Here is a 20,779-nt window from a genome sequence, read left to right as displayed (position 1 = left end):
CGGCATGGGGGACGAGAAAGCGCGAAAACCGGACCGGATCCTGCTCGCGCTGGTGGGCGTGGTGCTTTTGCTGGTGGTGGTTGCGCTGGCCGTGGTTTTCACGCGAGGTGATCCGGCCCCGCTGGATGAGGCCAGCCCCGCCGGAGTGGTCCAGCGGTACAGCAAGGCAGTGATTGACGGCGACGTTCCCACCGCGGAATCCTTCCTCACCACGGGGGCGCGCAGCAGGTGCAGCGGGTCCTACGACGGTGAGCCACGCCCGGCAAGGGTCGTATTGGTTTCGACGACGGAGCGGGCCGATTCAGCCACCGTGAAAGTTTCGATCGTCCAGTCATCCCAGGGCGGACCTTTCGGCCCGTCCGAGTATGAAATGGAGGAGGCGTTCTCGCTCCTGAAGGTGAATGGGAAATGGATGATTGACCGGCCGCCGTATCCCCTGACCGCCTGCCGGGCAGTGCCGGTGAAGCCATGACAGGGCCGACGGACACAGCTGCCACCGCCCCGGCCAGTGGTATTGCCACCCTCCGCCGGCTGATCCTGTACGTCCTGCTGTTTGCGCTGGTGGTCATTACGGCGTCAGGCCTGAGCGGACTGCTGGAGCGCCTCTTCCGGACGGCGTCTGTGCTGGCAACCGGAGACATGGCGGGGCTGGCCCTGTCCCTCGCGTTCACCCTGATCGGCGGCCCACTGGCGCTGCTGCTGTGGTGGTTTGCATGGAAGAGGCTGGACGAGGTAGCGGAACGCAGGGCGCCGGGTTGGGGTCTGTACGTCACCGGCATGTACGCGTTTTCGCTCATCATCGCCACCACATCGCTGCTGAACCTTGCCGCATCCCTTGTTGACAGACAGGAAAGCCATTGGCCGTCCCGATTGGCCAGCGGCCTTGTGTGGGCAGGTATCTGGTGGTGGCACCGGTGGATGTGGAAGCACCCCAGCAAACCGTCGTCGCATCTTGAGGACGTGCGCGCCGTCGTGGGCTCCGTTTTTGGCCTGTTGCTCGGCGCCGGAGCGGCAATTGCCGCGCTGAGTGCACTTCTGGACGTCGCAATCCGCGGCTTCATGTCTACTGCCACCCTCGAGCCCTGGTGGTTTCCCATCCTGCGGTCCCTCATCTGGGCAGCAGGCGGAGCGGTGGTGTGGTGGTGGCACTGGTTCCGGGAAGGCGGACGGCGCTTCCGGACTGGGCTGGTGGACGTCGCCATCATTGCCGTCGGCATCTTCGTCGCCGGGATGACCGCTTTGGGCGGGCTGGGCGTCATCCTGTTTGTCCTCCTGCGGCTGGCGTTCGACAGGAGTGACCCGCTGAACGACCTGCTCGAACCGCTGGCCCCGGCCATCGCTGCCGCCGTTATCGGGGCCCCGGTATGGCGGTACCACCGCACCGCCTCCATCCACCGCTCCACCCGCACCCGCCGGGCCAGCCTTCTGGTGACGTCCGCCGTGGCTCTTGCGGCAGCCGCTTCCGGCGTCGGCGTCGTGGTGAACGCGTTGCTCGCCGCAGCAGTCTCTCCGCTGGCGGGAGGCGCTACCCGAACCCTCCTCCTGGGTGGCGTCAGTTCCCTGGTGGTGGGAGCGCCCATCTGGTGGCTGGCCTGGAAACCGAGGCACCAGCCGCATACTGCGGACGACATTCCGCCAGGCCGCCGCCTCTACCTGGTCGCGTTTTTTGGCGTCAGCGCTGTGGCGGCCGTCGTTACGCTGCTGATCATTGGCTACCGGCTCTTCGAATTCCTGCTCGGTGACGTCTCGGGCGGGAGCCTCCTTGACCGCGTCCGCGCGCCGCTCGGCCTCCTGGTGGCCGCCGGGCTGGTGGCGGGCTACCATTTCGCGCTGTGGCGGCATGATCGGGCCCTGCTTGCTGCCGCGGCGCCGGTGCACAAACGGGTGATTGAGCGGGTCACCCTAATCAGCGGCTATCCACCGGATGCCGTGGAGCCGGAGGCTTTGGCGCGCGGCATCGCTGACGCCACCGGCGGCGCCAAGGTGACCACATGGCTTAGGGCGGACGACGCCGGCACCGGCCTTCCGCCGTCGCCCGCCCTCCCTGCCGGCGTTGAGGAAGTCACCCGGCAGGTTTCGGCGGCCTTGGAGGGCGTCACGGCCCAACACGTCCTGGTGGTTGCAGGGCCGGGGACGCGGCTGGAAGTCATTCGGCTGGTTGCCTCGGATGGCACTGGCGCCGGGAAAACGGCCGCCCGCAGCGCGGCCTCTCCGGGAGCTGATCAGCGCTGACCCTCAAGATTTGCGCAGTTTATCCGGCTAGTGGATTAATCCACTTTCCATAGCAATCCGGTGTGCTTACTGTGGGCACACATGCTTGCCAAGGGGGATAAATGAAAAGCACAGTTGAGGGCAGTCAAGACGCCGGGAACCAGGACGCGCAGCAGGTAGCAGCGCCGACTTCTCTGGACGCCCAAGGCAATGTCGCCGAGTGGACGTCCGACTGCCTCCTCACGATCCAGAGCCCGATCCGCTTCATCCGGGCCGACTGGCCGTAAATCCCACTCACCGCATTGACGGGACGGGCCACCTGGACCACCGGTATGACTCGGTAGAGCCATGCGCCCAACACGGCCAGCGCACTGGCCCAGGTCGTTACCCGCCGTTTCAGGCCCGCCCGGCTGTGGTCAGCTGGATGCGTCCCGCTCGATTTCCTCGGCGAGGTCGTCCACTTCTTCGGGGCGCGCGTCAATGCCGGCTTCCTCGAACCGCTCCTCCAGGACATGGGCTACATCGTCCTGGACATGGCCCAACTGGATGTCGTGACGGACATCCTCCGCAATGCTCTCAGGAGTCTCAAGGTGGTCGGTTCCGCCCACGATCTCGTCATTGCCGTCAAAGGGATCGTTCGCGCCGCCTGCTCCGGAATCAGTCATACTCCCCCGTTACCCTTCGCCGTCCGGCCGTAAACGGACGGAAGGCTCCGAAGGAAACCTCCGACGGCGGGCGCGTCCCGCCGTCGTCCGTTCGCCCAGGGGATTAGGAGACTTCGGCGAGGATCCCGTCGATGCGGTCCAGCAGGCCCGCCCAGCCGTTGCCCATGCCTTCGATGGCGTGGCGGCCCATGGGGGTGCCGAGCTGGAAGTTTGCGTGTTCGAAGTGGAGGACCGTGCCGCCGTCAACAGGCTCCAGCCGCCAGGTGATTGTGGTGTCCAGCTGGCGTTCGGAGAAGAGGAAGCTGATCGATTTTCCTGGGCCCACAGCGAGGACCTCGCACTGCTGCCGGCCCCCCAGGAGTCCATGTCCATGGTGAAGCGGTGGCCCACCACGGGAGCGATGTCGCCGGGCGCCCACCAGCGGGCCAGCAGTTCCGGTGTGGTCAGCGCGGCCCAGATTGCGGGGGCGGGGTGCGGACAGCGGCGTTCCAGCCTGATGGCCTTCCCGGTCATAGCGGGCCGTGCTGGGTCCCTGGCGCACGCTCGGCTCGCGGATTACTGCGGGCCGGACCTGGCCTGCCGCCCCAGCCTGTAGCCCACCCAAAAGGCGAGCAACAGAAGACCCGCAACCATGACGGCCAGGCCGATCTGCGTCCCCTGCGTTATGAAGGCCGCACCGTTCGCGCTGAAGGGTTTGTTGCTCAGCGGTGCGTGGGCAAACCAGCCGGTGAAGTCGCGGTTCAAGTAGGCAATCAGGCAACCACTCAACACTGCAGCAACGCCCAACAAAGGCACGACGGCGGCCGGCACCTTGGTGCGTTTGGACGGTCCGAGTTCACTGGCTTCGTTGTTCTCCCCCATGCAGGCGAGTCTAGCCGAGCCAGCACTATTGCTGAGAAAGCGTTTTCTCGGTATGGTCCTTTTCAGTGTTCCGAAGTAACGGGTGTCACATGGGCCCCAGGACCGGAGCGCAGTTCATTCCAATGACGGAAGAGAGAACATGCGAAAACGCAGTATGCACTTATCCATGTCTGCAGCGGTTGCCGTGGCAGGAGCTCTGCTCGTTGCCGGACCGGCTGGGGCGTCTCCCAACCCGGTCGCCGACCCCGCTGCCCAGACCGCCCAAACACCCGTTGAGCGCCAGACGCTTCCCGCAGGAAACGGCTGGGCATCTGAGGGCACGGGAACCACTGGTGGTTCGGCAGCAGAAGCCGCCAACGTTTACGACGTCTCCACCAAGTCCGAGTTGCTGGCGGCTTTCGCCACCGCCGGAAGCCAGCCCAAGATCGTCCGGATCCATGGCAGCATCGACGCCAATACTGCTGAGGACGGTTCCCCGCTTACCTGCGACAGCTACGCGGCAGGCACCGGATTCAGCTTGGAGCAGTACCTTCTGGACTTCGACCCCGCAACCTACGGCAGGGACCAGGAGCCGGCAGGCCCGCAGGAGAACGCAAGGCGCCTGGCCGCCGCAAAGCAGGCGAAGACCATCCGGTGGGACATCCCCAGCAACACCACCATTGTTGGCGCCACGCCGGACAGCAGCATCAAAGGCGCAGCCCTCCGCGTCAACGGCGCCACCAACGTGATCGTCCGCAACCTCACCCTGCGCGATGCCGCCGACTGTTTCCCCGCCTGGGATCCCACGGACGGTACCGAGGGCAACTGGAACAGCGAGTACGACCTTCTCCAGGTCATCAACAAGGCCACGCACGTCTGGATCGACCACTCCGCCTTCACCGACGCCCCCAACCTGGACAGCTCCCAGCCGCTGTACTTCGGCCGCCCATACCAGGTGCATGACGGCGCCGTCGATGTCACCAACGGCTCGGATCTGGTGACCATGTCCTACAACCGGTTCTCGGACCATGACAAGCTGCTCCTGATCGGCTCCACTGATTCACCCACGCGTGGCGACCCCGGCAAGCTGAGGGTCACCATCCACCACAACGTCTTCGAAAACATCGGCCAGCGCGCTCCGCGGGTGCGTTTCGGCCAAGTGGACGTGTACAACAACCACTTCAAGGTGGCGGAGGACAGCGCGATTCCCTACGAATACAGCCTGGGCGCGGGATTCAGCTCACACCTCTACGCCGAGGCGAACGCCTTCACGCTTCCGGCAGGCATCGAGGCCGGGGACATCATCGGCCGGTACAAGGGAACGGCCATCGCCACCATCGCCAACGCGGTCAACGGCAAGATCACGGATCTTCGCGCCGAATACAATGCCGCAGCGGCACCCGCAGACCAGTTGGCGGAGGACACGTCCTGGACGCCCACCCTCCGCACCCAGGTCCACCCCGCCCAGGCTGTACCGGCGCTGCTCAAGGACTCCACCGGCCCGATCTTCACTGCGGGAACGGACCACTGATGCCCGCCATCCTGCCAAGCCGCCGCAGCGTCCTTACCACCCTGGCGCTCACCGCCGGGGCCGCGGCCTTCTCGGGATCAGGCATGGCGAGCGCGTTCGCCCAAGCCGGCCCGGATCCAACCAAACCGCGCACCAAGCCGGTCATCTTCGTCGTCGGGGACTCGACGTCGTCGGCCTACCAACAGTCCGAACGCCCGCGCGCGGGCTGGGGACAGGCCCTTCCGCTCCTGCTGGGGCCGCAGGCAACCGTCTTTGACTACGCGTGGTCAGGCGCCTCCTCCAAGAGCTTTGCCGACGCCGGACTGCTGGACCGGGTGCTGGCCCTGATGCAGCCGGGTGACTACCTGCTGGTCTCTTTCGGCCACAACGACGAAAAGGTGACGGACCCGGCCCGCGGAACGCTCCCGGATTCCACTTTCAAGGAGTACCTGGGCCGGTACATCGACGGGGCCCGGGCGCGCGGAGGCAAGCCCGTGCTGGTCACTCCGGTGGAACGCCGCCGCTTCGATTCGTTCGGCAGCGCGAAGGACTCCCACGGAGCGTATCCGCAGGCTGTGCGGGAGCTCGCCGCAGCGTCCGGCACTCCCCTGGTGGACCTCACGGCCTCCTCCAAGGAGCTCTGGCAGCAGCTGGGGCCGGAAGGAACCAAGTCGCAGTTCCTTTTCCTCGCTCCCGGGGAGCACCCGCAGTATCCGCAGGGGTCGGAGGACAATACGCATTTCCAGGCCGCCGGCGCGGTGTCAGTGGCCCGTCTCGTGGCGGCTGAACTGCAGTCCAAGGGGATCGTGCCGCCAGGCTACTTCCTGAATATCGGCGCCGTCGCGGACCCCCTGCTGGAAATGTACTGGCCGTCCGAGCGCCCAGTCGATCTACCGGTAACGCTCGACGTCGGGCCCGGCCGGACGTTCGCCACCGTGCAGGCCGCCGTCGATTCTGTGCCTGCGGGCAGCCTCCAGCGGACCGTCATCAGGATCCAGCCCGGCACCTATCGGGAAGCGGTGCGGGTGCCTGCCGACAAGCCCCGGATTTCGTTCATCGGGCAGGGCAGCAGGCCGGAGGACGTGGTTTTGGTCTTCAACAACGCCTCCGGGACGCCCAAGCCGGATGGCAGCGGGAACTTCGGCACATCGGGCAGCGCGTCCGTCCGGATTGACGGGCCGGACTTCGTGGCCCGGAACCTGACCATCAGCAACGATTTCGACGAGGCCGCCAACATGGGGATGAAAGACCGCCAGGCCGTGGCGCTGCACATCACCGCCGACCGGTCGGTGCTGTCCAACGTCAGGCTGCTCGGCAACCAGGACACCCTGCTGGTCAACTCCCCCGGTGCAGGCGTCCAGGCGCGGTTCTACTTTGAGGGCTGCTACGTGGAAGGCGACGTGGACTTCATCTTCGGCCGCGGCACCGCTGTCTTCAGCGGCTGTGAGATCAAGTCCCTGGACCGCGGCTCCACCACCAACAACGGCTACGTGACGGCGGGCAGCCAGGACCTGTCCATCGCGTACGGCTACCTCTTTGACCAGTGCCGGCTTGTCTCCGATGCGGCGAAAGACACCGTCCATCTCGGCAGGCCCTGGCACCCCAGCGGTGACCCGAAAGCCGTTGCCCAGGTCCTGGTGCGGGACTCCTGGCTTGGGGCCCACATCTCAGGCACGCCATGGACGGACATGAGCGGCTTCTCCTGGCGGGAGGCGCGGTTCCACGAGTACAACAACCGTGGCCCCGGCGCGCAGATTACCCCGGACCGTCCGCAGTTGCCCGGGGCTGAGGCGGGCAAGTACACGGTCAGGACCTACCTGCAGGGAGCGGACGGGTGGGCGCCACAGCTCGCCGGTTCAACGGCGGATTGCACGTTGGTGCCGTCGGAGGTGGCTGCTTAGCTGCTTCCACAGCGAGTGCCCGGTTCCGCAGTGGAGCCGGGCACTCGCTGCGCCGCGATTTCCTGCGCAGGATCCCTTCCGGGCCCGGTGGATCCGGTTTAGGCTGGGCGGATGTTGACCATCGGCACCATTGTCCTTGGCGTCAACGACGTTGCCGCCGCCACCAAGTTCTGGCATGAAGCCATCGGGTATGTCCCCCGGGAACCCGGCGACGACACGTGGGTGACCCTCACGCCGGCGTCGGGCCCTGGCTCGGAGCTGTCCCTCATGCTCAGCGAGACGCCCGTCCAGGCGTACCCGCGGATCCACTTGGATCTGTATGCGGATGACCAGGGCGCGGAGGTGGAGCGGCTGGTTTCGCTCGGTGCCAAGCGCGTGGACTGGGACATGTACCCGGACGACCCGGACTTCGTGGTCCTGGAGGATCCGGACGGTAACCGGTTCTGCGTCATCGACAAGAGCCCGCCCTAACGCGGCCGCCGGGGAACAAGCCCGCCTTCCAAGCCGTTGGCATCCGTACGACACGTACTGCATGCGACGGAAGGGAACCTCATGGCCAGGGCTATCTGGAACGGAAAAGTCATCGCTGAATCCGCGGACACCGTGGTAGTGGAGGGCAACCACTACTTCCCGCGCGAAGCCGTCAACGCCGCGTACCTGCGGGACAGCGACAAGAGCACGTTCTGCCCATGGAAGGGGCAGGCCAGCTACCACACGCTCGAAGTGGACGGCGAGGTCAACGACGCCGCGGCCTGGTTCTATCCGGAACCCAAGGACCGGGCCAAGCACATCGAGAACCGAATCGCGTTCTGGCGCGGCGTCACCGTCGAGGCCTAGCAGGCGGGTGACGCGCACGACGGCGGGCGGGCACCCGCCGTCGTCCGCCTCTGAAGTTTTTCCCGCAGGCGGCGGGCGGCCGGGCTAGGAGTTCCGGACGCCCGCTGGCCTGGTCAGCGCTGGTTTTTGCGCGGCTTTACGACGTTGAGTACACCGCTTTCATGCTTTGCTTTCTTTTCGGCCCGTTTTTCAAGGATTGACTTGCCGACTTTCTTGGCGGCATCACCTTTGGGGGACTTTCCGGACATCGGAATCACGCCTCTCTTTGCCTGCGTTAACCGCCACCCTACGCCCTTTTATTTTTTTGGCCAGCCCTCCAATTTCCCCTTATGAGGCCCTCTCCGTCTGCCCTGGGGCGGGGTTATGACGTGGCCGTTTTTCGGGGCTGACAACGCATCAGCGCCAGAAGTTGGCGAGCTCCCCTGCAAGCGCCTCACCTTGGCTGAAACCCGCCCGGGCGGCCGCCGGGCGCAGTGACAGATCCATTGCGTTGGCACCGAACAAGTGCTCGGAGCCACTGTCCGGGCAGATCGTTTCCACCCCGCTCCCCGCTGCACGAAGCTCGTCCACCTGCGCGGCGAGCTGCATGCCCCACTCCAGTGGCATGCGCGCCCTGCCGCCGAAGGGCGAGAGCACCAGGACGCGCCCGAACCCGGCTGCGAGGTCGGCGTTCTCGTTGCGACGGTAGCCGCCGTCGATAAAGCGACTGTCCCCGATCGCGTAGGCGAAACCGCTGGCACAGCTGGCGGCCACGGCGTCCACCAGCTCGACGCCGCTGGTGCCGTCAAACACCGCCGGTTCTCCGGTACGGGCATCGACCGCCGTGATGAGCAGGGTGTGTTGCGGCCAGTCTGGCGTGGGCAGCCGCGCGGCCACGGTCTGGCGCCACCGGGCGGAACCGTCGTGCGCGGCAGCCAGCTCCAGTGCCATGGCACCCATCCTGCGGCGCATGTCAGCCGCGTCCGTGGCGGCTGCGATGATCCTTCCCGTCCGTGCCAGGTGGTCAGCCACGGGCCTGGCGGGAGCTGGTCCGCCGCCGGATCCTGGCGGAGCAGTCCGCTGAGGCGCGTCGAGGACGGCGGCATACAGTTCGGCGGGCGCTGCGCCGGCGATCTGCGCCGCGGCCGTGGATCCGGCCGAGGTGCCGATGACCAGGTCAGCGTCAGTCACGTCCAAGCCGCCGGCGGCCAGCCCGGCGAGGACGCCGATCAGCCACGCGTTGCCTGTTGATCCGCCGCCACCGAGGACCAGTGCCCGCCCGGAGGCATTCGTGGCGTGGGGAGTTGTAAAAGGGGTTGTGTTCATGGGAGTCGCCTTTCGCGAATAGCCTGTTCGGCGCTCCCGGGGCGACTAGTTCAGCCGCGCGACCGTGGACTGCAAGGGAGCACCCATTACGGATACTGCATTCATGGGTCTCACCTCCTCTGCTTGGGTCACGATCACGGGAATCATGGCACACCGGTTTCCCGTACGCAACGGGTAAATTTGAAGCGATGATTTCCATAGACCGGGACACCCCCACCCGTGACGACGTCCACCGCCTCCTGAGCGAGCACCTGGCGGACATGTTCGCCACTTCGCCGGCTGGAAGCGTCCATGCCCTGGACCACTCGGCGCTGTGCGCACCGTCGATCTCGCTCTGGACGGCGCGCGAGGACGGCAGCCTGCTGGAGTGTGGGGCGCTAAAGCTCCTGGATTCTCCGACCGGGGCGGCAGTGCACGGCGAGATCAAGTCCATGCGTACCACGGCAACCGCGCGCGGACGCGGCGTGGCGACCCTCATGCTCCGGCATATCCTCGACGACGCCCGGAACCGGAACCTTGAGCACGTCTACCTTGAGACGGGAACCGAGGACTACTTCGCCCCCGCCCGCCGCCTGTACGCCCGCCACGGATTTACCGAATGCCCGCCGTTCGCCGACTACGTCCTGGACCCCAACAGCGTCTTCATGGAGCTTCGCCTCTCTTAACGGACCTGCCCAGCTCAAAAGAAAGCGGACGACGGCGCGTGGGCACCGCCGTCGTCCGCTTCTGTTTGTCAGGAATCGCTGAAGGCGAGGTTGCTCGAGAGTTCGCGGTGGGCGTCCGCCTGCTCTTGAAGCAGCTTGGCCCGCGTCTCGAAGGTTCCCACGGCGTCGGCTCCGGCGGCGAACCTCAACGGCGGCTCGGCCAGCTCTGCCAGCTGGATCAGCGCGTCGGCCAGTTTGGCCGGGTCACCGCCCTGCTGGCCGTCCATGCCCTTCCATGCTTTGACCGTCTGCTCCGTACGTTCCGCGTAGTCCTCAATAGTGGAATTCGCGTAACTGGTGGATTCGGGTGTCAACAGTTCGGTGCGAAAGAAACCCGGTTCGACGATGATGGAACGGATTCCGAACGGCGCGATCTCAGGGGCCAGGGACTCAGCCCAGCCCTCCACGCCGAACTTGGACGCAGCGTAAGCGGTGAGGAACTCGCCGCCTGCGATGCCGGCAGTCGAGGAAACGGTGACCAGCAGGCCGGAACGCTGGGCGCGCAGGACTGGCAGGGCCGCGCGGGTGACGTTCATGGACCCGAACATGGTTGTTTCGATCTGGGTCCGGAAGTCCTGCGGGCTGATTTCCTCGAAGAAGCCGGCGTAGAAGTTTCCTGCGTTGTTCACTAGTACGTCGATCCCGCCGAACCGGTCCACTGCGGCCTGGATGGCGGCAGCCGCGTCGGTGGGATTGGTGACGTCAAGTTGCACGGTGAGGAGATCCTCGTGGTCGCCGACGGCCTGTGCCACCTTTTCGGGGTTGCGGCCGGTGGCGACGACGGCGTGCCCGGCCGCCAGGGCAGCCTTGGCGATGTCGGTTCCCAGGCCGCGGCCGGCGCCGGTGATGAACCAGACCTTTTTGCCGGTCCTGCTGTTGTTTGGATTCGTGGGAAGGATCTGTTCAGTCATGGGGTTGTTCTGTCTTTCGGGTGATGGGTTTTTCTGCAGGCGCCGTGGCGCGTGCCTGGATGGAGGATGGCGATGACGCCCAGCTGGCGAGGAACGCAAGCCCGGTTTCTGAGGCCGAGCCGGGCTCTGCCGTGAAGGTGAACAGAGTCTGTCCATGGTCGCCGGGCAGATGCAGCGTCTCGAACTGCAGGGACAGGTCCCCGGCGACCGGGTGATGGAAGCGCTTGGTTCCGGTGGTGTGGATCCGCACGTCGTGCCCGGCCCAGAGCGCGGCGAACAGCCCACTGCGGGTGGTGAGCTCCCCCACCAGTTCGTTCAGCAGCCGATCATGCGGGTTTCGGCCCGATTCCGAGCGCAGCATGGCCACCGTGGTGGCCGCCACCGCGTTCCAGTCCGGGTAAAGGTCCGCGGCTCCCGGGTCGAGGAAGAGGTAGCGCGCCTGGTTCGGCAGCATGCCCGGCACTTCCGGGCCGGACGACACTTCGGAGTTGAACACGTCGGCGTACAGTGCCCGGCCCAGCAGGTTGGCGGCGAGGACGTCCGAGTGGCCGTTCTGTACCAGAGCGGCGACGCCGGTCATCCCGTCCAGGAGCCGCAGCACCCCGGGGCGAACCCGCTGCTGCGGCGGCCGGCCGGGCGTCCGGCGTCTGGTTGCATTGGCCGTCCGGGCCAGGTCCATCAGGTGGGCCCGCTCCGCCTCGTCCAGTTTTAGGGCCGAGGCGACCGCTTCCAGCACTGAGTCTGAGACTCCCCGGAGGCTGCCGCGTTCCAGCCGGGTGTAGTAGTCGGTGCTCACTCCGGCGAGCTGTGCCACTTCCTCGCGGCGGAGCCCCGGCACCCGGCGCAGCTCCCCGTAACTGGGGAGTCCGGCCTGTTCCGGGCTGATCTTCCCGCGGCGCGAGAAGAGGAACTCACGGATGTCATTTTTTCTGTCCACCCTCATCACGCTACGCAGCCTGGCTGCCCCGTGGCAGTGTCCAACAGACACCCCCAACGGGTTGCGGGTCATTGCGGCGGATGCACAAGGGGGCCTGCCAGAACCCGTTTCAGCAGGGACTCCCTTACGCGTCCAGGACGTCGTTGACTGGTGCTTACTGGCTGAAGGGGACCTTTTCCCAGCTCAACACGCCCGTACCTTTGGCGCTGTTGCCGGCGACCCTAAATCGGACGTAGTCGACGGCGTTGTTGGCGCCGTCCACGGTGACGCGCTGCAGGTTGTCCGCGGCCGGCGAACCGTAGATGTTCAGCCAGGGTGAGCCTTTTGCGAGGGGCTGGTTCTCGGCGAAGACGTGGCTGTCGCCGTTGACCAGGTAGGCCGGGGCGTCAAAGTTGTTCGTTTCGTCCACGATTGCCTGGACGATCTCACGGAAGCCGGACACGGTCTCCGGGTCGGCGGTGGCGGCGGCCAGCAGGGACGGATCGAACATGTCCGCCTGCTGCACGAGCACTACGGCGCGGTCATTGCTGCGCCTGGCATCAGCGAACGTCTGGCGGATCTGGGCGACAACGGCATCCGTCCGATGCTCCACCTCGGCCAGCTGCTCCGGCGTGGGCGCCGTTTCGCCCAGGCCCGTCCACGGCAGGAGGGAGTTGTTGCTGCCCTGCACGTTCAGGACTGAGAAGGCCACCCGGTTCCTGGTGAAGCGGACGTCCTCGGGCAGGCCCAGCTCCTTCTGCGACTTCACCGGCATGCTGGCGCCGAGTGTCTTGCCCGGCTCGTCGAAGAAGACCTCCCTGATCTTGTCCAAGCGTTCCAGGGGGTTGTAGGCACCGTTATTGGTCCGGTGGCAGTCCACCCACTCGTTGTCGCCGGGAGTGTAGACCAGCGGGTGGGTGAAGGTGTCGAACTGGGAGCGGATGTAGGAGAAGTACTCGTCCGAACAGACGGAGGAGCCGTTCTTGATATCGCCCACGTGTGCTACAAACTTCAGGTCCTTGTCGGCGTTGAGGTCTTGGATGCGGGACGGGAACTTGGCGATCTCGGCAGCCCCGTAGGGAATGTCGCCGATGGCGGCGAAGGTGAAGGCCTGGTTGTCGTTGGTGCTGTCCGCGGCCTGGGCTGTTGCGGCGAAGGCGGGCTGCGACGCAAGGAGGCAAAGCGCCAGGGTGAGCGCCGCCGTCGTGGTTTTCAAGGTCTTTGAGGGCATGGGTTTGTTCCTGTTTCTGCTGGGGTGCCTAGGCCGCGCGGGCGGTGAGGAACTGCTGGAGCCCGGCGAGGTCGTCGGTGTTGATGTGGTCTACGCCAGCGTCCGCGAGTTCTGTCCAGACGGCGTCACGGTCCTCGCCGGGCTGGTCCGGGGTGGCCCAGAAGCGGACGCGGTAGCCGTTGGCGTGCGCGGTGGCCACGAAGGCGCGCAGCTTGGTGCGCTCGGCTTCGGGCATCGGTCCGACGCCCTGCCAGGTGAAGAGCTTGGTCCAGTTGTCGCTGACCAATGGCATCAGCGCCGCGGGCAGCCCGGAGGTGAGGTCGGCGGCGCGTCCATCGTAGAAGCTGAAGCGCTTGGTCTGTGCCTGCATGGTGGCCAGCGGGCGGTTGCCACTGATGACGGCGGTGACAGGGCCGGCCTTGACGGTGCCGTTGGTGTAGCGGCTCATGACGTCCGGATACTCGGACAGCTCCTGCTCGATGGCGGCGTAGGTGGCCTCGCCGTCGCTCTTGATGTCGATCAGTAGCTGCAGGCTGCCGTCCCACTTGGGGTAGACGCTGTGGCCGGGCTGGCTGCGGACGAGGTCCTGGAGCGGGTCGAGATACAGGCTCTCGAGCGTGACGCCCTGCTTGGCGTCGGCCAGGTCATGCGCCACCAGCAGCTCGCCGTCCACCAGCCACACGTCCGCTTCCACGCTGGTGAAGCCGTGCTCCAGTGCGTCATACAGGGGACGGTCATGCTCATAGTCGTTATGGGCGTGCGTCCCGGCGAGGGGCTGGCCGACGACGACGGGCGCCGGCTTGGGTGCGTTGGCTTGGGCTTGGGCGGGGGCTGCGGCTGTCCCGGCCAGGGTGGTGAGGACGGCGACGGCGGCGAGGGCGCTTTTCACGAACACGGAGTACTCCTGGTACCTCGGGGATGTCCGCCCGGCTTTGGGAATGCCGGGCGGAAGGGTGCGTGAAAAGACTGCTGGACGCGGGAAAACGGTTCACGGCTTTTACGTTGCCGGCGCGTGAACTGGGTGGGTTAAGGGCGAAGCAGGATTCTGCCGAGCCTCAGCTGATGGGCCGCGGGTAGGATCCTGCCTATGGAATTCGTGGTGTTGTATGACGTGCGTGAGGGCACCGAGCGTGCGCGGCTCCTCGAGGTCTACCCCCGCCACAAGGCCTATTACGAGGCCTTCCGTGCTGCCGGCGGTGGGCTCATTGCTCTTGGCCCGTTCCAGACACCGGACCCGGCTGGTGGGTCGATGGGGATTTTTGCCTCGCGTGAGGACGCCGAGCGCTTCATTGCCCAGGATCCCTTTGTCACAGAAGGGCTTGCCGATCCGCGGATCCTGGAGTGGAACGCCGTTCGGTTCGAGTAGGCGGAAGACGGCGGGCCACCGGATGTTCTGCGGTCAGGCCACGCCCTGGCCCTCGCGGGCCGTCTCCTCCAGGATCCTGGCTGAGGGCGCCGCGGTCATCAGTCGCCCTATCAGGTCTGGGTTGTCCCACACGTCGCTGCGGAGCTTCTTCAGAAACCCGCTGGCAGCATCCTTGGTGTCGAAGTCAAGGAGCACGGCCACGTTGTTTTGTTCCTCGGTATCCCGGAACAGGCGGACAGACTTGGCCCCGGAGGCAGCGCGGCCTGCAGGATCACTGTCGAATACTTTCTTAAAGGCCTCGTAATCCCGGACTGGATAGCTGATCTGCAAGGTGAACATCATCGTTCCTTTCCTTCGGGCTGGGTCCGGTCAAAGATAGGCCTTCCAGCGTCATCCCGATAGGGCCGGAGGGCCTCGCTGCCCTCGTCGCTGCTCGCCCTCGCCCTACAGACCCTTCCAGCCGACGTCGGACGATTGGCGGACGACGGCAGGGGTCCCGCCGTCGCTCGCATCTTTTGTCAGGCGTCGCTTCCCCACCTGATTCCGCTGGTACTTCTAGAACTGCCCGGTGGGGCCCACTGTCCTCGACTTCGCCGCGCCAGCCGCCAGTTTCGGTACCGCGCGATTCGATGAAGTCCTTGAACTTGCGCATGTCGGCCTTTACCTGCATCTCGTCGATCTTCAGTGCCGCGCCTGCCTTTTCAGTGACGGTTTCCGGCGCCCATTCGAAATGGACTTTGACCTTCGTGTGATTGGCATCCAGCGGTGTAAACCTGATGATGCCGGCGTGGGATTTTCCATCGGTGCTGCGCCACGCAATCCGGTCGTCAGGCTCCTGGTCAACTATTTCGGTATCGAATTCCCGCTGAACACCACCCACCTTGGTAACCCAGTGGTTGGTGGTGTCAGTCAACTGGGTTACGGACTCCACACCGGACATAAATTGCGGAAAGGATTCAAACTGGGTCCACTGGTTGTACGCGGTCCGCACCGGCACTGCCACGTCAACGGTCTCTTCAACGTGTTCCATCTGCTTTCTCCTAATGACGGACGGCCGCAACAGCGGACCGGCAGCACGTGCCATCCTGCCAGTCAGGCAACCGCCACATTTGCACGATAGATCCGGCGGTTACCTGTGTCGAGACCCCCGGGATTCCGAGGACGCGCGCGTCGTGGAGCGCGAACGACAGAAGCTGTCCAAGGACGTTTTCGATCTCGACTCGATAATCAGCGCAGCCGGCGAATTGAAATACGTCGCCGGAGAAACCGGGAACCCGACTGGCGGGGACGTACCTCACGGCGGTCCGGACACTCAACGCCGACATTGCCGCGTCCCCCGCTCAGGCGACCAAGCCGCGGACCGGCTGGCCGCGGTCAGCGGAGTTCACGCCCGCACCTAAGCACTACTCAGTTTTGTTCCGGTATACCTTCCCGTTGGTCGTTCTTGGCCCGTTGAGCGCTGGATGCCTTTAGGTGACGTTGCAACTGACTCCGAGACATTTCGGTTGGATCAAAATCTATTAAGCCCACTTCGCGCATCATCATTGCAGCGGCTTTAGCTACCCCGAGAGGGAGCTCCGGGAGAAGCTGACCACTTATGAACTGTGCGGATCTGACCGGGTCCTGGAAAATTTCAACCGCTTCCCGCTGGTATGGGTCGGGGCTGGATCGACCCCTTTGAGTATGCACAAAACGATGATCAGGATCACTGTGGCGCGAGGGCTTGGCGGCAGCAGACATCAAATGGCTCTCCAAGGCTGCCATACGGTCCGTAATTTGCTCCAGCACATTGGCGAGTGCATCACCAGTAGAGGAATCATCATCCCGGAGGGATTGCCGCAAGGTGTCAAAGGAATCAAAGCTACTTAGCGGGGTTATCAACTCGTCGGGACTCGCCAGGGCGGCGGTTGCTGCCCTCGCCAATCGGGTTATGGCCGAGTCCACCGAGGCCGGATCAGTGAGATCGTATGAAATAGTCCGTTGGTCCGTGATATCAAAGGGTATTTTCTGGCCCTCCGTGATGAGGTGTACCACTGGTTTCCGGTATCCATGGGCCACCGCAAGTTCGTAGAAGACGTTGGGATTGTGGTCAGTGAGGTCCGCGATAACGAGGTCCGCTTCAACAATGCTACGAATGACGTGGTGGCCAATGGAGTCGGGTTTTTCTCCTTCATCAGCGCGATGCACGCGCCACTCCGCGGGGTCCAAGGCCTTCTTGAAAATGTATCTCAGCGCAAGATTGGCGTTTCGCTCGCTCTCGGACCCAGGCTGTCCGATCGGGGATACAACGAACGCTGACTTCTTTTTTGGTTCCTCATCGGTGGTCATCCCAGAATCCTAGCTACTGAATGCAATCCCCGAGGACCGACAAAAATTTGGAGTCGTGCGGGAATGAGAAACAAAAGATAACAATTGACCAGCAGCACCGTTATGGCAATCTCCTTCTATTTGGATCTTCCACCCTTTCGGCAGCTACATAGGATTCCTGCGTGCCCGCAGAAGCACGTTTGACGCGGGCCAGACAGGTCCTTAAACCTCCGCCACCGGCGCCGCGAACTGAGCCTCGTACAGCCGCGCGTAAGCCCCGCCTGCGGCCAGCAGTGAAGCATGCGTGCCCTGCTCCACGATCTGGCCGGCCTCCATCACCAGGATGAGGTCGGCGTCGCGGATGGTGGATAGGCGGTGCGCGATCACGAAGGACGTCCGGTCGGACCGCAAAGCGCTCATGGCTTTCTGCACCAGCACCTCGGTCCGGGTGTCCACCGAAGACGTCGCCTCATCGAGAATCAAAACCGATGGCCGCGCGAGGAACGCCCGGGCGATCGTCAGCAGCTGCTTCTCCCCGGCGGACACGTTGGCGCCCTCATCGTCCAGCACGGTGTCGTACCCCTCGGGCAGCGAGTGCACGAACCGGTCCACGTACGTGGCCGTGGCCGCCTCCAGAATCTCCTCCGAAGAAGCAGTCGGCCGCCCGTACGCGATGTTGTCCCGGATGGTCCCGCCGAACAGCCAGGTATCCTGCAGCACCATGCCCATCCGCGAGCGCAGGTCGTTCCTGGTCATGGTGGTGATGTCCACGCCGTCCAGCGTGATCCGGCCGGCGTCCAGCTCGTAGAACCGCATCATCAGGTTCACCAGGGTGGTCTTGCCGGCACCGGTCGGCCCCACAATCGCCACCGTCTGCCCCGGCTCCGCCACCAAGGACAGCCCACTAATCAGCGGCTTGTCCGGCGAATACGAGAAGGACACGTCCTCAAACAGCAGCCGGCCCCGGGCGGCACCGTCGGGACTCTGCAGCCCTGCACCCACTGGATCCGCCGACTGCTCCTCCGTATCCAGCAGCTCGAACACCCGCTCGGCAGAGGCCACCCCGGACTGCAGCAGGTTGGCCATGGACCCCAGTTGCGCCAGTGGCTGGGTGAACTGCCGCGAGTACTGGATGAACGCCTGGACGTCACCCAGCTGCATGGCACCGGACGCCACCTGCAGGCCACCCACCACCGCGATCCCCACATACACCAGGTTCCCGATGAACGTCATGGCCGGCATGATCAGCCCGGAAATGAACTGCGCACCAAAGCTCGCCTCATACAGCTCGGCGTTCTTCTGCCGGAACCGCTCCCCCACCTCGCGCTGCCGGCCGAACACCTTCACCAGTGCATGCCCGGTGTAGGTTTCCTCGATCTGCCCGTTCAGCTCGCCGGTGTTCTTCCACTGCGCCACGAACAGCTTCTGCGAGCGCTTGGCAATCAGCGCGGTGATACCCAGCGTCAGCGGAATGGTCACCAGCGCGATCAGCGCCAGCGTGGGCGAGAGGAGGAACATCATCACCAGCACGCCCACCACGGACAGCACCGACGTCACCGCCTGGCTGATCGACTGCTGCAGGCTCTGCGAAATGTTGTCCACATCGTTGGTCACCCGGCTGAGCAGCTCACCGCGCTGGATTGAGTCGAAATACCGCAGCGGCAGCCTGTTGATCTTCGCCTCGATCTGCTCGCGCAGTCCGAACACCGTCCGCTGCACCACGCCGTTCAGCACATACGCAGTCCCCCACATGAACGCCGACGCCAGCACATACAGCACCAGCGCCCACGTCAGCACGCTGCCCAGCGCCGCGAAGTCGATCCCCGTCCCGGGCGTCAGCGTCATGGCGCTGAGCATGTCCGCCTTCTGGTTTTCACCCGCGGCCCGCAGCTGCGCAATCAGCTGTGCCTGCGTGACCCCCGGCGGCAGCTGCTTGGACACCACCCCGGCGAAAATCAGGTTGGTGCCCTCGCCCAGCAGCCGCGGCCCGATCACCTGCAGCACCACGCCCGCGACGGCCATGACCAGCACCAGGATCAGCCATGCTCGTTCCGGCCGCAGGGTGCCCAGCAACCGCTTGGCCGAACCGCTGAAGTTCATTGCCTTTTCGGCGGGCACGTTCATCCCGGCGAAGGGTCCGCCGTGCCCGGGGCCTCCGCGCGGCCGGGGGATGCGTACGACGTCGGCCTGGCCGGCTTTGCCCCCGCCTGCGGTTCCAGCGGGCGCACCGCCGCCGTGTCCGGCTCCAGCGGGACGGGCGCCCGGGTGTTGGGTGCTCATACCGTCTCCTCCGCTGCCAGCTGGGACGAGACGATTTCGTGGTACGTCTCCGAAGTCTCCAGCAACTCGTGGTGCGTGCCCTGCGCAACGATCCTGCCGTCGTCGAGCACCAGGATCTGGTCCGCATCCGTAATGCTGGACACGCGCTGGGCGATGATCACCATGGTGGCACCGGCGGTGCTGCGCTTGAGCGCCTGGCGCAGCCGGGCGTCGGTGCCGGTGTCCAGGGACGAGAATGAATCGTCAAAGATGTAGAGCTCGGGCCGCTTCACCAGGGCCCGCGCGATTGCCAGCCGCTGCCTCTGCCCGCCGGAGACGTTGGTGCCGCCCTGCGAGATGGGCGCGTCCAGGCCCTCCTCCATCTGCACCACAAAGTCGCGGGCCTGGGCAATCTCCAGCGCATCCCACAGCTCATCCTCCGTGGCGTCCGGGTTGCCGTACAGCAGGTTGCTGCGCACGGTCCCGGAGAACAGGTAGGGCCGCTGCGGCACCAGGCCGATGTGCCCCCAGAGCAGGTCCGGGTCCAGGTCGCTGACGTTCACACCGTCCATCAGCACCGCCCCGGAGGTAACATCGAAGAGCCGCGGCATCAGGTTCACCAGGGTGGTCTTGCCCGAGCCGGTGCTGCCGATGATCGCTGTCGTCTCTCCCGCCCGGGCCGTGAAACTGATCCCGGACAGGACGGGCTGGTCCGCACCCGGGTAGGCGAATCCGACGTCGCGCATTTCCAGCTCGCCGCGCCGAACCGCGCTGGTGACCGGATTCTCGGGCGGCAGGACGCTGGAGCTGGTGCCCAGCACCTCACCGATCCGGTCCGCGGACACCGACGCACGCGGGATCATCACGGCCATGAAGGTGGCCATCATGACGGACATCAGGATCTGCAGCAGGTAGCTCAGGAACGCGATCAGGGTGCCCACCTGCATGGACCCGTCCTCGATCCGGAACGAGCCGAACCAGATCACGGCCACGCTGGAGATGTTCAGGACCAGCATGACCACGGGGAACATGAGGGCCATCAGCCTGCCGGCGCGCAGGGCAACGTCAGTGACGTCGGTGTTGGCGCGGGCGAAGCGGGCCGTTTCCATGTCCTCGCGGACGAACGCCCGCACCACGCGGATGCCGGTCAGCTGCTCGCGCAGGACCCGGTTCACGGTGTCGATCCGCGCCTGCATCTTGCGGAACAGCGGCACCATCCGGGTGACGATCAGGCCGACGGCGATCAGCAGCACCGGGACGCACACGGCGATCAGCCAGGACAGCTGGGCGTCCTGCCGGATGGCCATGATCACCCCGCCGATGCTGAGCATGGGCGCGGCCACCATGAGCGTGGCGGACATCAGCACCAGCTGCTGGACCTGCTGGACATCGTTGGTGGACCGCGTAATGAGGCTCGGGGCGCCGAACCTCGTGACTTCCTGCTCGGAGAACTCGCCCACCCGTTCGAAGATGGCGCCGCGCAGGTCACGGCCCAGCCCCATGGCTGCCTTGGCCCCGAAGTAGACGGCCACCACGGCGCACGCAATCTGCGCCAGCGTGATGAGCAGCATGATGCTGCCGGTGGACATGATGTAGGCGGTGTCGCCCCTGGCCACGCCCTGATCGATAATGTCCGCGTTCAGCGTGGGCAGGTACAGCGACGCGATGGACTGAGCCAGCTGGAAAACCACGACGGCGGCCAGCAGCGGCCGGTGCGGCCGCAGGTATTCGACAAGCAACTTCCAGAGCAAGGCGGGGCTCCAACCTGACGGAGTGTCCACAAACGTGGTGCGAGGGTCAGTTTACGTCCGGAGGC

General features: G+C 65.3%; 23 protein-coding genes. 9 read left to right on the top strand and 14 right to left on the bottom strand.

What is annotated here, in order from left to right:
- The first annotated feature begins 4 nt into the window (after positions 1 to 4).
- The 3 genes from QFZ57_RS07690 to QFZ57_RS07680 all read left to right on the top strand — a co-directional run bounded on the left by QFZ57_RS07690 (position 5) and on the right by QFZ57_RS07680 (position 2,498).
- The gene (locus tag QFZ57_RS07690) at positions 5 to 472 is read left to right on the top strand and encodes a hypothetical protein (protein ID WP_306899262.1); all 468 of its coding nucleotides are present in this window, start codon (positions 5 to 7) and stop codon (positions 470 to 472) included.
- Positions 469 to 2,232 carry a DUF5671 domain-containing protein gene (locus QFZ57_RS07685; protein ID WP_306899260.1) on the top strand — a complete coding sequence of 588 codons (1,764 nt, stop codon included), beginning with the start codon at positions 469 to 471 and terminating at the stop codon, positions 2,230 to 2,232. Before QFZ57_RS07690 ends, QFZ57_RS07685 begins: the two co-directional genes overlap by 4 nt.
- 101 nt (positions 2,233 to 2,333) lie before the next feature.
- Positions 2,334 to 2,498, top strand: a complete 165-nt coding sequence (locus QFZ57_RS07680; RefSeq protein ID WP_306899258.1) for a hypothetical protein — start codon at positions 2,334 to 2,336, stop codon at positions 2,496 to 2,498.
- Between the two features lie 129 nt (positions 2,499 to 2,627).
- Here the strand turns inward: QFZ57_RS07680 and QFZ57_RS07675 are convergent, their stop codons facing one another.
- From QFZ57_RS07675 to QFZ57_RS07665, 3 genes are all read right to left on the bottom strand, one after another.
- Complete coding sequence (locus QFZ57_RS07675) at positions 2,628 to 2,876, bottom strand: hypothetical protein (protein ID WP_306629855.1); 249 nt, start codon at positions 2,874 to 2,876, stop codon at positions 2,628 to 2,630.
- A 103-nt stretch (positions 2,877 to 2,979) separates the two neighbouring features.
- A complete protein-coding gene (locus tag QFZ57_RS21600) occupies positions 2,980 to 3,201 on the bottom strand; it encodes an SRPBCC family protein (RefSeq protein ID WP_373461209.1) in 222 nt (73 codons plus the stop codon).
- A gap of 230 nt (positions 3,202 to 3,431) precedes the next feature.
- The gene (locus QFZ57_RS07665) at positions 3,432 to 3,737 is read right to left on the bottom strand and encodes a hypothetical protein (protein WP_306629853.1); all 306 of its coding nucleotides are present in this window, start codon (positions 3,735 to 3,737) and stop codon (positions 3,432 to 3,434) included.
- Positions 3,738 to 3,903: 166 nt separating this feature from the next.
- On the opposite strand from QFZ57_RS07665, the gene QFZ57_RS07660 reads away from it, so the two are divergent.
- The 4 genes from QFZ57_RS07660 (at position 3,904) to QFZ57_RS07645 (ending at position 7,964) form a co-directional block, all read left to right on the top strand.
- Positions 3,904 to 5,247, top strand: coding sequence for a pectate lyase family protein (locus tag QFZ57_RS07660; protein WP_306899254.1), 1,344 nt, complete (start codon positions 3,904 to 3,906; stop codon positions 5,245 to 5,247).
- Positions 5,247 to 7,127, top strand: coding sequence for a pectinesterase family protein (locus QFZ57_RS07655; RefSeq protein WP_306899251.1), 1,881 nt, complete (start codon positions 5,247 to 5,249; stop codon positions 7,125 to 7,127). The genes QFZ57_RS07660 and QFZ57_RS07655 overlap by 1 nt, the downstream gene beginning before the upstream one ends.
- Before the next feature lie 111 nt (positions 7,128 to 7,238).
- Positions 7,239 to 7,598: a VOC family protein gene (locus QFZ57_RS07650; protein ID WP_306629850.1), complete on the top strand. Its 360-nt coding sequence runs from the start codon at positions 7,239 to 7,241 to the stop codon at positions 7,596 to 7,598.
- 81 nt (positions 7,599 to 7,679) lie between these two features.
- A complete protein-coding gene (locus QFZ57_RS07645; RefSeq protein WP_306899248.1) occupies positions 7,680 to 7,964 on the top strand; it encodes a DUF427 domain-containing protein in 285 nt (94 codons plus the stop codon).
- A 113-nt stretch (positions 7,965 to 8,077) separates the two neighbouring features.
- Here QFZ57_RS07645 and QFZ57_RS07640 read toward each other — a convergent pair whose 3' ends face one another.
- Both QFZ57_RS07640 and QFZ57_RS07635 read right to left on the bottom strand, forming a co-directional pair.
- Complete coding sequence (locus QFZ57_RS07640) at positions 8,078 to 8,221, bottom strand: hypothetical protein (RefSeq protein WP_306632593.1); 144 nt, start codon at positions 8,219 to 8,221, stop codon at positions 8,078 to 8,080.
- 139 nt (positions 8,222 to 8,360) lie between these two features.
- A complete protein-coding gene (locus tag QFZ57_RS07635; protein WP_306899246.1) occupies positions 8,361 to 9,269 on the bottom strand; it encodes a patatin-like phospholipase family protein in 909 nt (302 codons plus the stop codon).
- Between the two features lie 188 nt (positions 9,270 to 9,457).
- Between QFZ57_RS07635 and QFZ57_RS07630 the strand changes: the two genes are divergently transcribed.
- Entirely contained in the window at positions 9,458 to 9,934 is a 477-nt protein-coding gene (locus QFZ57_RS07630) for a GNAT family N-acetyltransferase (RefSeq protein ID WP_306899244.1), read from the top strand.
- Positions 9,935 to 10,002: 68 nt separating this feature from the next.
- Here QFZ57_RS07630 and QFZ57_RS07625 read toward each other — a convergent pair whose 3' ends face one another.
- From QFZ57_RS07625 to QFZ57_RS07610, 4 genes are all read right to left on the bottom strand, one after another.
- Entirely contained in the window at positions 10,003 to 10,884 is an 882-nt protein-coding gene (locus tag QFZ57_RS07625) for an SDR family oxidoreductase (RefSeq protein WP_306899242.1), read from the bottom strand.
- A complete protein-coding gene (locus QFZ57_RS07620; RefSeq protein WP_306899240.1) occupies positions 10,877 to 11,827 on the bottom strand; it encodes a helix-turn-helix transcriptional regulator in 951 nt (316 codons plus the stop codon). The genes QFZ57_RS07625 and QFZ57_RS07620 overlap by 8 nt, the downstream gene beginning before the upstream one ends.
- A 148-nt stretch (positions 11,828 to 11,975) precedes the next feature.
- Complete coding sequence (locus tag QFZ57_RS07615; protein ID WP_306899238.1) at positions 11,976 to 13,031, bottom strand: hypothetical protein; 1,056 nt, start codon at positions 13,029 to 13,031, stop codon at positions 11,976 to 11,978.
- A gap of 28 nt (positions 13,032 to 13,059) precedes the next feature.
- Positions 13,060 to 13,926, bottom strand: a complete 867-nt coding sequence (locus QFZ57_RS07610) for a phosphatidylinositol-specific phospholipase C/glycerophosphodiester phosphodiesterase family protein (protein ID WP_306899236.1) — start codon at positions 13,924 to 13,926, stop codon at positions 13,060 to 13,062.
- A 192-nt stretch (positions 13,927 to 14,118) separates the two neighbouring features.
- Between QFZ57_RS07610 and QFZ57_RS07605 the strand changes: the two genes are divergently transcribed.
- Complete coding sequence (locus QFZ57_RS07605; protein WP_306899234.1) at positions 14,119 to 14,397, top strand: YciI family protein; 279 nt, start codon at positions 14,119 to 14,121, stop codon at positions 14,395 to 14,397.
- Between the two features lie 33 nt (positions 14,398 to 14,430).
- On the opposite strand, the gene QFZ57_RS07600 is transcribed toward QFZ57_RS07605, so the two are convergent.
- From QFZ57_RS07600 to QFZ57_RS07580, 5 genes are all read right to left on the bottom strand, one after another.
- Positions 14,431 to 14,739, bottom strand: a complete 309-nt coding sequence (locus QFZ57_RS07600; protein ID WP_306899231.1) for a hypothetical protein — start codon at positions 14,737 to 14,739, stop codon at positions 14,431 to 14,433.
- The gene (locus tag QFZ57_RS21595) at positions 14,687 to 15,427 is read right to left on the bottom strand and encodes an SRPBCC family protein (protein ID WP_373461207.1); all 741 of its coding nucleotides are present in this window, start codon (positions 15,425 to 15,427) and stop codon (positions 14,687 to 14,689) included. The genes QFZ57_RS07600 and QFZ57_RS21595 overlap by 53 nt, the downstream gene beginning before the upstream one ends.
- Positions 15,428 to 15,804: 377 nt before the next feature.
- Positions 15,805 to 16,725 (bottom strand): hypothetical protein, encoded by a 921-nt coding sequence (locus QFZ57_RS07590; RefSeq protein ID WP_306899229.1) that lies wholly within the window; start codon positions 16,723 to 16,725, stop codon positions 15,805 to 15,807.
- A 201-nt stretch (positions 16,726 to 16,926) separates the two neighbouring features.
- The gene (locus tag QFZ57_RS07585) at positions 16,927 to 18,984 is read right to left on the bottom strand and encodes an ABC transporter ATP-binding protein (RefSeq protein WP_306899227.1); all 2,058 of its coding nucleotides are present in this window, start codon (positions 18,982 to 18,984) and stop codon (positions 16,927 to 16,929) included.
- Positions 18,981 to 20,714: an ABC transporter ATP-binding protein gene (locus QFZ57_RS07580; RefSeq protein ID WP_306899224.1), complete on the bottom strand. Its 1,734-nt coding sequence runs from the start codon at positions 20,712 to 20,714 to the stop codon at positions 18,981 to 18,983. The genes QFZ57_RS07585 and QFZ57_RS07580 overlap by 4 nt, the downstream gene beginning before the upstream one ends.
- Positions 20,715 to 20,779 lie beyond the last annotated feature (65 nt).

The organism is Arthrobacter sp. B1I2 (genome assembly GCF_030816485.1).
Lineage (GTDB): Bacteria > Actinomycetota > Actinomycetes > Actinomycetales > Micrococcaceae > Arthrobacter.
Note: the sequence above shows the minus strand (reverse complement) of the source record. Positions and strands in the feature narration are given on the sequence as shown.

Excerpts from the sequence above, each read along its gene's own strand:
- QFZ57_RS07685 (WP_306899260.1), top strand. The coding sequence starts at position 469 with ATGACAGGGCCGACGGACACAGCTGCCACCGCCCCGGCCAGTGGTATT.
- QFZ57_RS07620 (WP_306899240.1), bottom strand. The coding sequence starts at position 11,827 with ATGAGGGTGGACAGAAAAAATGACATCCGTGAGTTCCTCTTCTCGCGC.
- QFZ57_RS07635 (WP_306899246.1), bottom strand. The coding sequence starts at position 9,269 with ATGAACACAACCCCTTTTACAACTCCCCACGCCACGAATGCCTCCGGG.
- QFZ57_RS07585 (WP_306899227.1), bottom strand. The coding sequence starts at position 18,984 with ATGAGCACCCAACACCCGGGCGCCCGTCCCGCTGGAGCCGGACACGGC.
- QFZ57_RS07650 (WP_306629850.1), top strand. The coding sequence starts at position 7,239 with ATGTTGACCATCGGCACCATTGTCCTTGGCGTCAACGACGTTGCCGCC.
- QFZ57_RS07660 (WP_306899254.1), top strand. The coding sequence starts at position 3,904 with ATGTCTGCAGCGGTTGCCGTGGCAGGAGCTCTGCTCGTTGCCGGACCG.
- QFZ57_RS07690 (WP_306899262.1), top strand. The coding sequence starts at position 5 with ATGGGGGACGAGAAAGCGCGAAAACCGGACCGGATCCTGCTCGCGCTG.
- QFZ57_RS07615 (WP_306899238.1), bottom strand. The coding sequence starts at position 13,031 with ATGCCCTCAAAGACCTTGAAAACCACGACGGCGGCGCTCACCCTGGCG.
- QFZ57_RS07590 (WP_306899229.1), bottom strand. The coding sequence starts at position 16,725 with ATGACCACCGATGAGGAACCAAAAAAGAAGTCAGCGTTCGTTGTATCC.
- QFZ57_RS21595 (WP_373461207.1), bottom strand. The coding sequence starts at position 15,427 with ATGGAACACGTTGAAGAGACCGTTGACGTGGCAGTGCCGGTGCGGACC.
- QFZ57_RS07625 (WP_306899242.1), bottom strand. The coding sequence starts at position 10,884 with ATGACTGAACAGATCCTTCCCACGAATCCAAACAACAGCAGGACCGGC.
- QFZ57_RS07655 (WP_306899251.1), top strand. The coding sequence starts at position 5,247 with ATGCCCGCCATCCTGCCAAGCCGCCGCAGCGTCCTTACCACCCTGGCG.
- QFZ57_RS07680 (WP_306899258.1), top strand. The coding sequence starts at position 2,334 with ATGAAAAGCACAGTTGAGGGCAGTCAAGACGCCGGGAACCAGGACGCG.
- QFZ57_RS07665 (WP_306629853.1), bottom strand. The coding sequence starts at position 3,737 with ATGGGGGAGAACAACGAAGCCAGTGAACTCGGACCGTCCAAACGCACC.
- QFZ57_RS07675 (WP_306629855.1), bottom strand. The coding sequence starts at position 2,876 with ATGACTGATTCCGGAGCAGGCGGCGCGAACGATCCCTTTGACGGCAAT.
- QFZ57_RS07645 (WP_306899248.1), top strand. The coding sequence starts at position 7,680 with ATGGCCAGGGCTATCTGGAACGGAAAAGTCATCGCTGAATCCGCGGAC.
- QFZ57_RS07605 (WP_306899234.1), top strand. The coding sequence starts at position 14,119 with ATGGAATTCGTGGTGTTGTATGACGTGCGTGAGGGCACCGAGCGTGCG.
- QFZ57_RS07600 (WP_306899231.1), bottom strand. The coding sequence starts at position 14,739 with ATGATGTTCACCTTGCAGATCAGCTATCCAGTCCGGGATTACGAGGCC.
- QFZ57_RS07630 (WP_306899244.1), top strand. The coding sequence starts at position 9,458 with ATGATTTCCATAGACCGGGACACCCCCACCCGTGACGACGTCCACCGC.